Here is a 13,461-nt window from a genome sequence, read left to right as displayed (position 1 = left end):
GGATACCCGGATGTCTCGCATCACACTGAAACAGGTCACCAAATCCTATGGCAGCGCGCAGGTGATCCCGCCGCTCGACCTCGAGATCGACGAGGGGGAATTCGTGGTCTTCGTCGGCCCCTCCGGCTGCGGCAAGTCCACGCTGCTGCGCCTGATCGCGGGGCTGGAGGATGTCTCCTCGGGCCGCATCGACATCGCGGGCATCGAGGCCACGCATCTGCCGCCCGCCAAGCGCAGGCTTGCGATGGTGTTCCAGTCTTACGCGCTGTATCCGCATATGTCGGTACGGAAAAACATCGGCTTCCCGCTGCGCATGGCCGGGATGGATCCCGCCGCGGCGCGCAAGAAGGTCGAGCAGGCCGCCGCGACCCTGAACCTGACCGACTATCTGGACCGGCGCCCCGGCCAGCTGTCCGGCGGCCAGCGGCAGCGCGTTGCCATCGGCAGGGCCATCGTCCGCGAACCTGCCGCTTTCCTGTTTGACGAGCCGCTTTCCAATCTGGATGCCGCGCTACGGGTCGGAATGCGGCTCGAGATTTCCGAGCTGCACGAGCGGCTGCAGACGACCATGATCTATGTGACCCATGATCAGGTCGAAGCCATGACCATGGCGGACAAGATCGTGGTCCTGAACAATGGTCAGGTCGAACAGGTCGGATCGCCGCTGGAGCTTTACAGATACCCGCGCAACCGCTTCGTGGCCGAATTCATCGGATCGCCAAAAATGAACATCCTGACAGGGGATTACGCCGCCCGCTCCGGTGCCGCAGCCATCGGCATCCGCCCCGAACATCTTGATCTGTCGACCGAGTCCGGCCTGTGGGCGGGCAGGGTCGGCGTGGCCGAACATCTGGGATCCGACACGTTCCTGCATGTCCATCTGCGCGAGGATGACAGCCTGATTTCGGTGCGGGGTCCCGGCAATGTGGAGCTGCGCGCAGGCGACGCGGTCTTCGTGACTCCAAGGCAGAAAGAGCTTCACACGTTCAACGACGCCGGAGACGCGACCCGGGCCCGCCCCGTCTGACCGCCCCCCTCATGACGATGGGTGGACAGGGCGACGGCGCGCGGCGCCGTCACCTGCGCTTGTGCTTCGTCAGCGACACGGCGGACAAGCCGCTGGCCGGTACCGGAACCAGACGGTCAGGGCTTCGCGACGACATCCTGCCAGTCTGCATGGCGCCCGAACTGCGCCTTGGCGAACGGACAGAGCGGGACGATGACCACCCCATCGCGGCGGGCATCCTCCACCGCCTTCCTCACCAGCTGCTCGCCGATCTTCTGGCCGCGCAGGGCGGCTGGAACATCCGTATGGTCGATGATGATCATGTCGGTGCTGACCCGGCTGTAGGTCATTTCCGCCACCACGCCGCCGACGACCGCGAAGTAGCGGCCCTTGGCTGCCGCATCCTGCCGCTCGACCGTCACATCTACCGCCGCGTCATGCGGGCGCGGCACCTCGGCATCATGCGCACGGGGTGCGCCGGGCCGTCCCTCTGCGCATTCCAGAGCATCGCGGTCCCATCCCGCCAGATCAGCCGCAGCCTCGTAGGTCGCCGTCAGAAATTCCAGCAGGACCGCCTTGGGGTCGGATGAGGACTGCACGGCGTCATAGGGCAGGATGAATTCCGACAGGCCTTCATGCCAGAAAGCGGCGTCCGGTCCGGCTGGCGCCGTGCGGAAACCTTTCGGCTCCGGATAGGCATAGGCGTAGAAGGCCGGATAATCGATCCCGCCGCCGCCGGGCCAGAACCCAGCCGAGGACACCTCCCGGTCATAGGCTTCATGCGCGATGTTGTCGGGCAATGTGGGGATGCCAGCTGGATGCAGCGGCGCGCGGCGCCCCGAAAAGCGGGTCACCGCCATGTCGAAGCTGCCCCAGAAAAGATGGACCGGGCTCGATTTGCCCAAGAAGGAGGAGCGGAAGGTCTTGAACACGCCGTCAATCGCCAGCAAAGCCGCATGGAAACGCTGCACCGCAGCACCGTCATAGGGCCTGTCGCGCCGGTCCTCGCTGAACGGCACCGGAAAGGGCACCTCGTTCGGCACCCCGCTGAAGCGCGGCGTGCCGCCAAGCGTTGCAACCAGATCCCGGAATTGCGCGTGAAACTCCGCCACCGTCGAGGGACCGAGGGCAAAGCTGGCCGTTCTGCCGTCGCCGCTGGTCCCCCGCAGCGCATGATCGACAAAATCGAAGGCGATCTCGATGCCCGGCCCGTCCGGGATCAGCGAGGAGGTCAGGCCGCGCGGCGTGACGTAGAACGTGGCATTCCAGGAATGATTGAGCCACGGGGTGCGGACGAGCCGGTACTTCCCCGCGATCTGCAGGTAAAGATGCAGGGCAGAACAGGTCTCGCGCCAGCCCAGATACTCCAGTTGCGGCCAGTCTTGGCTCATCTCCGCATCCTCCTCGGCAGTCATGCAGGTTTCGATCAGGGATCCGCTCGCGCGGGGCGCTGCGGGCAGGCTCTGGCAAGGCCGCAGGCCCGCCATGCTCAGCCCGGCAGGGGGATGTGTTCGTCGCGGTCATCGACCGGAAGATCGAAACGTCCCCTGCCCCAGTTCTCGGCCCGCCATTCGGCCTTGGCCTGCTCGATGCGTTCTCTGGACGAGGCCACGAAGTTCCACCAGATATAGCGGGGGCCCGGGAAGGTCGCGCCGCCAAGGATCATGAGCCGCGCGCCCCTGTCTCCGGCAGCGACCGTGATCCTGTCGCCGGGACGGAACACCATCATCTGCCCGGCATCAAAGCTCTGCCCCGCGACCGTGATCGAGCCTTCGACGATGTAGATGCCCCTGTCCTCGTGGTCGTCCGGCATCGGCAGCCGCCGCCCGGCCTCCAGCGCCACATCGGCGTAAAACGTGTCCGTGAACATCTGCGCGGGCGCCGTTTCGCCATAGGCATTGCCAAGGATAAGCCGCACGGTCACGCCGCTGTCTTCGATCACCGGCAGGGCCTGTCTGCCGAAATGCTCGAACATGGGCGTCATATCCTCCTGCGCGTCGGGCAGCGCCAGCCATGTCTGGATCCCGAACAGGCTGTTGGGCCCGCTGCGCGCGGTGGCCGAGGTGCGTTCGGAATGGGTGACGCCCCGCCCCGCGACCATCCAGTTCAGTTCGCCGGGCCGGATGACCTGATCGGCGCCGGTGCTGTCGCGGTGGTGGAAATCGCCGCGAAAGAGGTAAGTGACCGTGCCAAGCCCGGTATGCGGGTGCGGCCTGACATCGACGCCCTGTCCGGTCAGGAATTCGGCGGGGCCCGCCTGATCGAAGAAGATGAAGGGGCCAACCATCTGCCGCTTCGGTGCCGGCAAGGCACGGCGGACCTCGAAATCGCCAAGATCACGCGCGCGCGGAATGATCAGGGTTTCGATCGAGTCCGCGCCGACATCGTCGGGGCAGCCCGGATCTACGGCAGGATTCCAGCTCATGACGACTCTCCTCTTTTCTGCACACTTGCACGCCAGTCCGACACTCGCCCCGGCACTGGCCGCGACGCGCAGGATGGGGGCGCGCTCCTCCCGAATGTCGCTGGACTGCGACGCGGGCGCTAGGCCCGAAACCCGCATATCTGCGTCGCGCAAAGGGGAACACCGGACGGGCTTGGCCTTCCCGTCCTGCCCCGTGGGGCCAGACGCGGCGCCGGTCAGACGTCGCGCCCCCAGAGAGCGGGGTTCGCCCTGAAGTGCTCGATCAGCATGTCGGTCAGGATCCGCACCTTTCGGGCAGGGTGCTGGCCCGGCGGGCGGATGACATAGGCGGCGGCAGGTGGGGGCGGATGATTTGGCAAGATCGGAACGAGACGGCCAGACGCCACATGGTCATGGGTCAGACAGTCCGGAAGGTAGCCGATGCCCAGCCCTGCAACCGCCGCAACCGTAAGGGCCGTGCCGTTATCGGCCTTGAACTGCCCCTGCGGCTGAAACGATATGATCTTGTCGCCATCCGTGAGTTTCCAAGTCTCGGTTCCCTGCATGAGCGCGTGATGCGCTGCAAGATCCTCCAGAGTCTCGGGGGCGCCATGGGTCTTGATGTAGTCGGGGCTTGCGACAAGCCTGCCCGTGATCGGACCGATGCGTTTCGCAATCAGGCTGGACTCCGCAAGGTAGCCCACCCTTACCGCACAGTCGAAGCCTTCGGCGATGAGATCGACAAACCGGTCGCTATAGGCGGCGTGCACCTGAAGTTCGGGATGGCGTTTCGACAGGTCGGCGAGGGCTGGCGCAAAATGGGTCGGGCCGAACGAAAGCGGCATCGCCACTCTCAGGCGACCGCGAAGCGCCCCGGTTGGCAGGATCGTCTCTCTGGCAGTCTCCAGTTCGGCGCCGATCCGGGCGGCGTGTTCGCGAAAAGTCACACCCGCTTCGGTCAGCGCGGCGCCGCGGGTCGTCCGGAGCAGAAGCTGGACGCCAAGTTCCGCCTCGAGCTTGAAGAGCCTACGGCTGACAATCGACTTCGATACGCCAAGACGTCGCGCGGCAGCCGAAACACCCCCGGCATCGGCAACGTCGACGAAAGTCCGAAGATCCTCGATATCCACGTTCACGTTCCCTTTTTGGCAACACGACGCCCCGAAACACCGCGCCGTCGCAGGGTATTCCGCGCAGGCAAGGCAACACAAGCCAGCAAGCCCTGCCACAGATGGCGGGTGCGTGGTCCCGGAACCTGCGGCATCCGTGGCGCATCAGTTCAGACCGCCGCTTGCAAGGAGCGCGTCACGGTTTTCCCTTGCAAGCTGATTTGTTCTAAATAATAACAAACTGAAAACGGGAGGGCCTCCAATGTCAACTCCATCTGTTCTGCAGTTCGGCACCAGCCGGTTCCTGCAGGCACATGCCGATCTGTTCTTTGCCGAATGCTGGCCAGACCAGCGCCCTGTCACGGTGGTGCAAAGCAGTGGCGATCCAAGCCGCGCGGCGCGGCTTCAGGCACTTGCGAAAGGCTATGATGTCCAGATTCGCGGCCTGTCGCAGGGCAAGCCCGTGGAGGAACTGCGCCATGTCTCCGCCATCGCGCGGGGCCTGATCTTTGGCACCGACATGGCGGAGGTCCAGCGCATCGTCGCAGAGCAGGCCGACATCCTCCTGTCCAACACGGCGGATGCGGGCTTTCGCCGCAGCGCCGCCGATGAGGGACGGGTGCTTGATCCGGCCATGTCCTATCCGGCCAAGCTTGCGCATCTGCTCAGAGCCCGCTTCGAGGCAGGCGGGCGGGTGGTGCAGATCATGCCGACGGAGCTTTTGCGCAGCAATGGTGCGGTGCTGCGGGATCTTGTGCTGGAGGCGGCGGCCGCCATGGACCCCGCCTATCGCGACTGGCTGCGCGAGGAGGTGGTCTGGGTCAATTCGCTGGTGGACCGCATCGTGTCGGAACCGCTGCATCCCGCAGGGGCGGTGGCAGAGCCCTATGCGCTTTGGGCGATCGAGGCGCAGCCGCGCCTTCGGGTCCCCTGCGTGCATCCGGCGGTGCAGGTGGTGGCGGATCTTGGCGTGATCGAACGCCGCAAGCTCTTTGTCCTGAACCTTGGCCATAGCTGGATGGTGTCCGAATGGCTGGCGCGGCAGAAACAGGGCGCGGTCCATGTGCGGGACGTGATGTCTGATCCGGACTGGGCGGAAGGCCTGCGGGCGGTTTACGCCGAAGAGGTGGTGCCGGGATTTGCAGCCGCAGGGGAAGAGGCCGGTCTTGCGGACTATGTGGAAACGACGCTGGAACGCTTTGCCAACCCTTACCTCGACCATGCCCTGGCGGACATTGCCCAGAACCATGCCGAAAAGCTGGAGCGCCGGATCGGTGCGTTCCTGTCTTGGGCCGAGGAGAATGGCGACACCGGGGCCAAGCCCAAACTGCGCGCGGCGCTGGAGGAGAAATGACCATGAAAACCAGACCTGTTGGCCAGACCGGGCTGTCGGTCACCGAACTTTCCTTTGGCTGCGCCAGCATCGGCAACCTTTACCGGGAGGTCAGCGAGGCAGAGGCCACAGCCGTGCTGACCTGCGCCTGGGAGGCGGGGATCCGCTATTTCGACACGGCGCCGCATTACGGGCGCGGCCTGTCGGAAGCGCGGCTCGGACGGTTTCTGGCCGGGCGGCAGGGGGCCACGGTCTCCACAAAGGTGGGGCGGGTGCTGTCGCCGGCACAAGCCCCCATCGTGGAGGCCGATGGCTTTGTCTCCCCGGCCCAGAATGACGTGCGTTATGATTACTCCGGGGACGGCATCGAGGAGAGCTTCGAGCAGAGCTGCGCGCGGCTCGGGCAGAGCCGGATCGACATCCTTTATGTGCATGATCTTGGGGAATATACCCATGGGGCAGAGGGTAATGCGCCCCATCGCGACGCCTTCCTTGGCTCCGGCTATGACCGGCTGGTGAGACTGAAGGAGCAGGGGCGCATCCGGGCCTTTGGACTTGGCGTAAACGAATGCGAGGTCTGCCTGGACGTGATGCGCCATGCCGGGCCGATCGACGTGATCCTGCTCGCCGGACGGCTGACGCTGCTTGACCGGGCGGCGGAGGCGGAACTGGTCCCGGAATGCCGGAAGGCGGGCACCAGTCTGGTTCTGGGCGGCATCTTCAATTCGGGCATTCTGGCCACCGGCCCCGTCGACGGGGCCACCTATGATTACGGCCCCGCGCCACGGGAGGTTCTGGCGCGTGTGGAGCACCTGCAGAGCCAAGCCGAGGCGCAGGGCGTTCCGTTGGCCACTGCCGCGCTGCATTTCGCGATGCGGCATCCGGCGGCGGCTTCGGTGCTGCTTGGCACGGCAAAACCTCGTCCCTGACGCGCAATCTGGAGGCGCTGCAGACGCCGGTGCCCGCCGGACTGGCAGCGCTTTTCGCCTGAGGGCGCTCAGCCCAGATGGTGATGGCGCAGCGAGGATAGCAGGGTCGTCCGCGAGGTCCGCAGGTGCCGCAGCGCGGCGGCCTGCGCGGCTTCGGCATCGCGGGCCTCCAGCGCGTCGATGATCGCGATGTGTTCATCGATTGCGGCGGCGTTGCGCACTTTCTCCTCGGTCTTGTCCCACATGTAATGGTAGTGGAAGATCAGTGAGATGACCTTCTGGAACTCGGCAATGAAGCGGTTCTTCACCACCGAATTGATGGCAAGGTGAAAGCGTTCGTCGAGTTTCGAGAATTCGTGAAAATCGGTGTCGATGGCGTCCTTGAGCGACAGGTGATCCCTGCGCAGCTGCGCCAGCGCGGCCCAGACGGGGTGATCCACCGGGGCATCGGCCACATGGGTCACGGCGTTCAGTTCGAGCACGGAGCGGAAATCCGACAGTTCAATCGCAAAATCCTTGGTGAAGCCCAGAAGCATCCAGCCGCCCTGCGGTCGGCGGGAGACAAGGCCGAAGCGGCTCAGTCCCGCCAGAAATTCCTTCAGGTCATGCTGGGGCACATCGAAGGTGCGGGACAGCTCGGCCACCGACAGCGGCGTGTTGGCGGGCACGTCAAAGCGCAGCACCCAGTCCAGAAACCGCTGTTCAAGGTCGCTCCGGTCTGAGGGCGAGTCGGGCACCGCGATCCGGTCTTCGGCCTGCGGGGTGCGCAGCAGGCGCTTATCGCGCCCCTGCCACGAGATCAGGCCCAGCTCCTCCATCCGTGCAAGACAGCGGCGGATCACCGTCCGGCTGACCCCGGCAATCTCCGCAAGCCGCGTCTCCGAGGGAATCGGCGCGGCGGCAGGCAGGGGTTCGCAGAAGGCGAGGATCTGGTTGTAGGCCTCCCTGTATCTCGTGTCGCTGCGCGCCATGTCCCTGCCTTTCCTCATCTTCGCCGAAGCGGCGGAGCTTGTATTTGTATCTTATCGTAAAAAACAATTGACAGGAAACAGCAGAGTCCTGTTTGTGTATTAAATAATTAAATGCAAGACTGCGAAAGGGAGGCGTATGTCACAAGCACTCAAACCCGCAGCGGGGCGGGGCCCTGCCTCGTTCGCGAGCCTGATGCCGGATGCGGGCAAGATTCACCGCCTCTCGGCCCTGCTGACGCTGCTGCTGCTGATCGTGGGCTTCGCCTTGGCCAGCCAGTCGTTCTTTTCGGTGAACAACGGGCTGACGATCCTGCTGCAGACCTCGGTGATCGGTCTTCTGGGCATCGGCATGACCATGGTGATCATCACCGGCGGCATCGACCTGTCGGTGGGCTCGGTGCTGGCGCTGGCCGGGGTCGGCACGGCGATGGCGGTCAAGGCCGGGGTGCCGGTGGGGCTTGCCATGGGGCTTGGCGTCGTGATCGGCGCCGCCTGCGGCGCGGTGAACGGGCTGGTGGTGACGAAGGCGAAGATCCCGCCCTTCGTGGCAACGCTCGGGATGATGCTGATGGCGCGCGGGCTGGCGCTGCAGCTGACCGGTGCTGCACCGATTTCCCAGCTGGGAGAGGCGTTTGGCCGCCTTGGCAATGGCGCGCTGTTCCGCGTGGTCGAACTGCAGCCGAACGGCTTTCCGAAGGTGATCTTTCCGGGCATCCCCTATCCGGCGATCCTTCTGCTCGTCGTGGCAGCAGGGGCGGCCTATATGCTGCACCGTCGCCAGATCGGGCGCCACATCTACGCCACCGGCTCCAACGAGGAAGCGGCGCGGCTTTCCGGCGTGCGCGTCGACCGGACCAAGCTTTATGCCTATGTGATGTCCGGCGCGCTGGCTGGCCTTGCGGGCAACGTGCTGATGTCGCGTCTGGTCACCGCCCAGCCGAGCGAGGGCGTGATGTATGAACTTGACGCCATCGCGACGGCGGTCATCGGCGGCGCGTCCCTGTCGGGCGGGGTCGGCACCGTCTCCGGCACCATGATCGGCGCCTTCATCATCGGCATCCTGCGCAACGGGCTCAACATGGCGGGGGTTTCGGCCTTCATCCAGCAGATCGTGATCGGCGCCGTGGTGATCGGTGCGGTCTGGATCGACCAGATGCGCAACCGGCGCTGAGCCGCAGAACGAGGTTCGGCCCCGCACGGGAGGCGGGGTCTGACACAGGCGATACGGAAGAGAATTAACCAATATCTCTACAGAGGAGGAATGAGATGCGGTCCTTGAAAATTGGCATGCTTGCTTCGGCCATGGCCCTGTCTGCCGGGCTGGCGCAGGCCGGTGAAATCGCGGTGATCGTGAAGACCACCAGCTCCAACTTCTGGCAGAACGTGAACAAGGGCGCGGAGGCCGCAATCTCTGGCCAGTCCGAGCACACGTTCAGCTTTGACGGCCCCGCAACGGAAAGCGCGGTCGCCGATCAGGTGAATCTGGTGGAAAACGCCATCAACCGTGGCGTGGCTGGCATCGTGCTGGCGCCCTCTGACCCCGAGGCGCTGGCCCCGGCGGTGAAACGCGCCTTTGAAAGCGCCATTCCGGTGGTGATCATCGACAGCGCCCTGACCGAAAGCGCCGAAGGCACCTACCAGTCCTTCCTGTCCACCGACAACTGCGCCGCCGGTGAGGAAGTCGCCAAGCGCATGATCGCGGAGGCAGGCACCGAGGGCAAGGTCGCGGTGATGTCCTATGTCGCGGGCGTCGGCTCCGAAATTGGGCGGGTCGGCTGCTTCTCTGACTATCTCGAGGCCAATTCCGACCTCGAAATCGTCGGCCCCTATTACTCGCAGAGCCAGATGGCGACGGCGCTGAACCAGACCACCGACATTCTGGCCTCCAACCCCGATCTGGTGGGCATCTTCGGCGCCAACGAACCGACCGCTGTCGGCATGGGGCGCGCCATCATGCAGGCGGGCAAGGCAGGCGAGCTTGTCGTGCTTGGCTTTGACGGCAACGAGGATCTGCAGCAGTTCGTGCGCGACGGGCTGATGGAGGCCACGGCGGTTCAGGGATCCTTCGCCATGGGCGAGATGGGCGTGAACGCGGTGATCGACATCCTGTCGGGCGAGACGGTCGAGCCCTTCATCGACACCGGCGTGGTGCTGGTGGATCAGGAAAACATCGACACCGACGAGGCAAAGAGCGTGCTTTACTGAAGCGCGCCATGCCGGAGGGCGCGTCTCGCGTGCCCTCCGGCGCAAGTTCCAGACGCCCCCTGAACGGCCCGGCAGAAAGGCAGACCATGGCACAGACCCCTTTGGTAGAGATGATCGGCATCGAAAAGCACTTTGGCGGGGTGCGGGCGGTGGATCATGTCTCGCTTGATCTTTATCCCGGCGAGGTGGTCGGCGTGCTGGGTCACAACGGCGCGGGCAAATCCTGCCTGATGCGCATTCTGGCCGGTGCCATGCTCCCCAGCGCGGGCGAGATCCGGGTGAACGGCACGCCCGTGACCTTCTGCGACCCGAATGAGGCGCGCAAGGCAGGGATCGAGACGATCTATCAGACACTGGCGCTGGCCGACCATCTGGACGCGCCGTCGAACCTGTTTCTGGGGCGCGAGCTGAAGACGCGCTTCGGCAATCTGGACGACACGCGCATGCTGGAAGAAAGCCGCAAGGTGCTGGCGCGCCTGAACCCGAATTTCAAGAACCTGTCCGATCCGGTCTCGTCGCTGTCCGGCGGGCAGCGGCAGGTGATCGCGATTGCCCGGGCGATCTATTTCGACACCAAGATTCTGATCATGGACGAACCCACGGCGGCGCTCGGGCCGTCCGAGACGGCAATGGTGGCCGATCTGATCCGGCAGCTGCAGGCCGAAGGCATCGGCATCCTGCTGGTCAGCCACGACATGCATGACGTTTTCGAGCTCTGCAACCGGGTGGTGGTGATGAACAAGGGCAGTCTTGTGGGCACCCACGACATCGACGCGGTGACCAAGGACGACGTGCTGAGCCTGATCGTGAAGGGCGAACTGCCCGCCGACTGGTCCGCCCGCAATCTGGAGGCAGCACAATGAAAGATCTTTCCCAAGGACAGATGACCTGCGGCGTCTGCGTGGAACCCGGAACCTTCGCGCTGGAACAGCGGACGCGGCCAGAACAGGCGCCGGAGGGCTATCGCCTTGTCGATATCGCCGCCATCGGCATCTGCGGCACCGACTATCATATCTTCGAGGGCAAGCATCCCTTCCTGAACTACCCCCGGGTGATCGGGCATGAACTGTCCGGCCATCTGGCGGACGGGCCCGATGCCGGTCAGCTGGTGGTGGTGAACCCCTATATCTCCTGCGGAACCTGCCGCGCCTGCCGGAGGGGCAAGCCCAACTGCTGCAGCGCCATCGCGGTGCTTGGCGTTCACACCGATGGCGGCATGTGCGCGCGGATCGCGGTGCCGGAACAGAACCTCTACCCCGCCGAGGGGCTGACGCCGGTGCAGGCCGCGATGGTCGAATTCCTCGCCATCGGTGCCCATGCGGTAGCCCGGTCCGGCTGTGGTGCAGGTGATCGCGTTCTGGTCACCGGCGCAGGCCCCATCGGGCTTGGCACAGCACTTTTTGCCCGGATCGCCGGGGCCGAGGTGCATCTGATGGATCTCAGCGCCAAGCGCCTGTCGGCCGCAGCCGAACTTTTCGGCTTTCACGACACCCACCAGCCCGGCGACACTATCTTGACCGGCGATCTGGCCGAAGGGTTTGACGCGGTCTTTGATGCCACCGGCAATGCCACAGCCATCGAGGCGGGCTTTCCGCTGGTGGCCCATGGTGGCATTACCGTGCTGGTCAGCGTGGTGAAAGAAAGCATCACCTTCGCCGATTCAGAGTTCCACAAGCGCGAGAGCCAGATCATCGGCAGCCGCAACGCGCTCAAGGCGGATTTTGACCGCGTCATGGCCGCCATCCGCGCCGGAGAGGTGCCGACCGACGCCATCGCCTCGGCGGTGCTGCCGCTGGCGGATCTGCCCGCGCAATTCGCGGACCTCACCAAGGCGCGCGATCACCTCATCAAGGTGCTGGTGACACCGTGAAGGACAGCGACATGACCGACCAACCCTTTGCGATCTGCCTGCATGAGGCGGACAACGTCCTCGTCGCCCTGCGCGCCGTGCCTGCAGGCACCGGCCTGCCCGGCGGCATCACCGCACGCGAGCCGATCCCGGCAGGCCACAAGATTGCCCTGCGCGATGTCGTGGCGGGGGAAGCGATCCTGAAATATGGCCAGATCATCGGCACCACCACCGCCGCGATCCCGGCAGGGGCGCATGTGCATGTGCAGAACCTTGGCATGGGGGCGCACAAACAGGATTACGCCTTTGGCACGGCGGCAAAGCCCCTGCCCGCAGCGGAGACGGAGGCGGAGTTTTTTGGCTTTCACCGCCCTTCGGGCCGGGTGGGGACGCGGAACTATCTGGGCATCCTGACCTCGGTCAACTGCGCGGGTTCGGTGGCGCGCTTCATCGCCGAGGCCGCCCAACGCGCGGATCTTCTGGCGGAATTTCCCAATGTCGACGGCATCGTGCCGATCGTGCACGGATCCGGCTGCGGCATGTCGGGCAAGGGCGAGGGCTACGACACCCTCTTCCGGACCCTTGCGGGCTATGGTCACAGCGCGAATTTCGGCGCGATCCTGATGGTTGGCCTTGGCTGCGAGGTGATGCAGATCCCGGACCTGATCGACCGCAAGGCGCTGAAGGACAGCGCCCGGTTCCGCTACATGACCATCCAGCACGAGGGCGGCACGAAGGCCACCGTGGACAAGGGACTGGGCCTTCTTCGGGACCTGGCCGGGGAGGCGAACAAGGCCACGCGCGCCCCGGCCTCCGCCCGCCATCTGGTGCTGGGCATGCAATGCGGCGGCTCGGACGGATATTCCGGCATCACCGCAAACCCGGCGCTTGGCGTGGCCTCCGACCTGCTGGTGCGGCATGGCGGCACCTCGATCCTGTCGGAAACCTCCGAGATCTATGGCGCCGAACACCTGCTGACCCGCCGGGCCGTGGACGAAGGTACCGGGCGCAAGATCGTTGACCTGATCGAGTGGTGGGAGGATTACACCGCCCGCAATTTCGGCGAGATGGACAACAACCCGTCCCCCGGCAACAAGCGCGGCGGGCTGACGACGATCCTTGAAAAATCGCTGGGTGCCGTGGCAAAGGGCGGCAGCGCGCCGCTGTCCGGCGTCTACAAATTCGCGGAACCCATTGACCGTGCGGGCTTTGTCTTCATGGATAGCCCCGGCTACGACCCCTGTTCAGTGACCGGGCAGACCGCATCGGGCGCGAACCTCATCGCCTTCACCACCGGGCGCGGCAGCGTGTCGGGCTACCAGCCGGTGCCCGGGATCAAGATTGCCTCAAACCCCGATCTCTGGCGGCGGATGCAGATGGATATGGACGTCAACTGCGGCGACATTCTCGACGGCGTCAGCCTTGAGGCAAAGGGGCAGGAGATCTTCGATCTGATGCTGCGGGTGGCTTCGGGCGAAGAAACCAAGAGCGAGGCGCAGGGCTTTGGCGCGGTGGAATTTGTGCCCTGGCAGATCGGCGCGGTGATGTGACCGCCCCGGCACAAAGCGGGCCGCAGACCGTGCTGGCTGCGGGCCGCCACTGCACCGGGACGAACAAGCCCGGTGCAGCAGCGGTCGGCGGCGTTGCCCGTGATC

General features: G+C 65.1%; 12 protein-coding genes. 8 read left to right on the top strand and 4 right to left on the bottom strand.

Annotated features, from left to right (window positions below):
- Positions 1-10: 10 nt before the first annotated feature.
- Positions 11-1,027: an ABC transporter ATP-binding protein gene (locus BLR51_RS07450; protein WP_089845509.1), complete on the top strand. Its 1,017-nt coding sequence runs from the start codon at positions 11-13 to the stop codon at positions 1,025-1,027.
- A 116-nt stretch (positions 1,028-1,143) separates the two neighbouring features.
- Here BLR51_RS07450 and BLR51_RS07445 read toward each other — a convergent pair whose 3' ends face one another.
- From BLR51_RS07445 to BLR51_RS07435, 3 genes are all read right to left on the bottom strand, one after another.
- The gene (locus BLR51_RS07445; protein WP_089845681.1) at positions 1,144-2,397 is read right to left on the bottom strand and encodes a DUF5996 family protein; all 1,254 of its coding nucleotides are present in this window, start codon (positions 2,395-2,397) and stop codon (positions 1,144-1,146) included.
- Between the two features lie 98 nt (positions 2,398-2,495).
- The gene (locus tag BLR51_RS07440; RefSeq protein WP_089845507.1) at positions 2,496-3,431 is read right to left on the bottom strand and encodes a pirin family protein; all 936 of its coding nucleotides are present in this window, start codon (positions 3,429-3,431) and stop codon (positions 2,496-2,498) included.
- 215 nt (positions 3,432-3,646) lie between these two features.
- On the bottom strand, positions 3,647-4,540 hold the full coding sequence (locus tag BLR51_RS07435; protein WP_089845505.1) for a LysR family transcriptional regulator: 894 nt from the start codon (positions 4,538-4,540) through the stop codon (positions 3,647-3,649).
- Positions 4,541-4,781: 241 nt separating this feature from the next.
- On the opposite strand from BLR51_RS07435, the gene BLR51_RS07430 reads away from it, so the two are divergent.
- Both BLR51_RS07430 and BLR51_RS07425 read left to right on the top strand, forming a co-directional pair.
- Positions 4,782-5,873 carry a mannitol dehydrogenase family protein gene (locus BLR51_RS07430; RefSeq protein WP_089845504.1) on the top strand — a complete coding sequence of 364 codons (1,092 nt, stop codon included), beginning with the start codon at positions 4,782-4,784 and terminating at the stop codon, positions 5,871-5,873.
- Positions 5,874-5,875: 2 nt separating this feature from the next.
- The gene (locus BLR51_RS07425; protein ID WP_242656679.1) at positions 5,876-6,781 is read left to right on the top strand and encodes an aldo/keto reductase; all 906 of its coding nucleotides are present in this window, start codon (positions 5,876-5,878) and stop codon (positions 6,779-6,781) included.
- 68 nt (positions 6,782-6,849) lie between these two features.
- On the opposite strand, the gene BLR51_RS07420 is transcribed toward BLR51_RS07425, so the two are convergent.
- Positions 6,850-7,752, bottom strand: a complete 903-nt coding sequence (locus tag BLR51_RS07420; protein ID WP_089845502.1) for a GntR family transcriptional regulator — start codon at positions 7,750-7,752, stop codon at positions 6,850-6,852.
- Between the two features lie 136 nt (positions 7,753-7,888).
- Between BLR51_RS07420 and BLR51_RS07415 the strand changes: the two genes are divergently transcribed.
- The 5 genes from BLR51_RS07415 to BLR51_RS07395 all read left to right on the top strand — a co-directional run bounded on the left by BLR51_RS07415 (position 7,889) and on the right by BLR51_RS07395 (position 13,356).
- Positions 7,889-8,923, top strand: coding sequence for an ABC transporter permease (locus tag BLR51_RS07415; protein WP_207543586.1), 1,035 nt, complete (start codon positions 7,889-7,891; stop codon positions 8,921-8,923).
- 95 nt (positions 8,924-9,018) lie between these two features.
- Positions 9,019-9,957 carry an ABC transporter substrate-binding protein gene (locus tag BLR51_RS07410; protein ID WP_089845497.1) on the top strand — a complete coding sequence of 313 codons (939 nt, stop codon included), beginning with the start codon at positions 9,019-9,021 and terminating at the stop codon, positions 9,955-9,957.
- 86 nt (positions 9,958-10,043) lie between these two features.
- Complete coding sequence (locus tag BLR51_RS07405; protein WP_207543585.1) at positions 10,044-10,820, top strand: ATP-binding cassette domain-containing protein; 777 nt, start codon at positions 10,044-10,046, stop codon at positions 10,818-10,820.
- Complete coding sequence (locus tag BLR51_RS07400) at positions 10,817-11,827, top strand: zinc-binding alcohol dehydrogenase family protein (protein ID WP_230795722.1); 1,011 nt, start codon at positions 10,817-10,819, stop codon at positions 11,825-11,827. The genes BLR51_RS07405 and BLR51_RS07400 overlap by 4 nt, the downstream gene beginning before the upstream one ends.
- Positions 11,828-11,838: 11 nt before the next feature.
- Positions 11,839-13,356: a D-arabinonate dehydratase gene (locus BLR51_RS07395; RefSeq protein WP_089845490.1), complete on the top strand. Its 1,518-nt coding sequence runs from the start codon at positions 11,839-11,841 to the stop codon at positions 13,354-13,356.
- Positions 13,357-13,461: the final 105 nt, after the last annotated feature.

Origin of the sequence: Salipiger marinus, assembly GCF_900100085.1 — a bacterium.
Lineage (GTDB): Bacteria > Pseudomonadota > Alphaproteobacteria > Rhodobacterales > Rhodobacteraceae > Salipiger > Salipiger marinus.
The sequence above is the reverse complement of the archived record's forward strand: the minus strand, read 5'-3'. Positions and strand labels throughout refer to the sequence as shown.

Bases quoted from the DNA above. Each gene is read 5' to 3' on its own strand.
- BLR51_RS07405 (WP_207543585.1), top strand. From the start codon at position 10,044: ATGGCACAGACCCCTTTGGTAGAGATGATCGGCATCGAAAAGCACTTT.
- BLR51_RS07450 (WP_089845509.1), top strand. From the start codon at position 11: ATGTCTCGCATCACACTGAAACAGGTCACCAAATCCTATGGCAGCGCG.
- BLR51_RS07440 (WP_089845507.1), bottom strand. From the start codon at position 3,431: ATGAGCTGGAATCCTGCCGTAGATCCGGGCTGCCCCGACGATGTCGGC.
- BLR51_RS07425 (WP_242656679.1), top strand. From the start codon at position 5,876: ATGAAAACCAGACCTGTTGGCCAGACCGGGCTGTCGGTCACCGAACTT.
- BLR51_RS07400 (WP_230795722.1), top strand. From the start codon at position 10,817: ATGAAAGATCTTTCCCAAGGACAGATGACCTGCGGCGTCTGCGTGGAA.
- BLR51_RS07410 (WP_089845497.1), top strand. From the start codon at position 9,019: ATGCGGTCCTTGAAAATTGGCATGCTTGCTTCGGCCATGGCCCTGTCT.
- BLR51_RS07395 (WP_089845490.1), top strand. From the start codon at position 11,839: ATGACCGACCAACCCTTTGCGATCTGCCTGCATGAGGCGGACAACGTC.
- BLR51_RS07445 (WP_089845681.1), bottom strand. From the start codon at position 2,397: ATGAGCCAAGACTGGCCGCAACTGGAGTATCTGGGCTGGCGCGAGACC.
- BLR51_RS07430 (WP_089845504.1), top strand. From the start codon at position 4,782: ATGTCAACTCCATCTGTTCTGCAGTTCGGCACCAGCCGGTTCCTGCAG.
- BLR51_RS07415 (WP_207543586.1), top strand. From the start codon at position 7,889: ATGTCACAAGCACTCAAACCCGCAGCGGGGCGGGGCCCTGCCTCGTTC.
- BLR51_RS07420 (WP_089845502.1), bottom strand. From the start codon at position 7,752: ATGGCGCGCAGCGACACGAGATACAGGGAGGCCTACAACCAGATCCTC.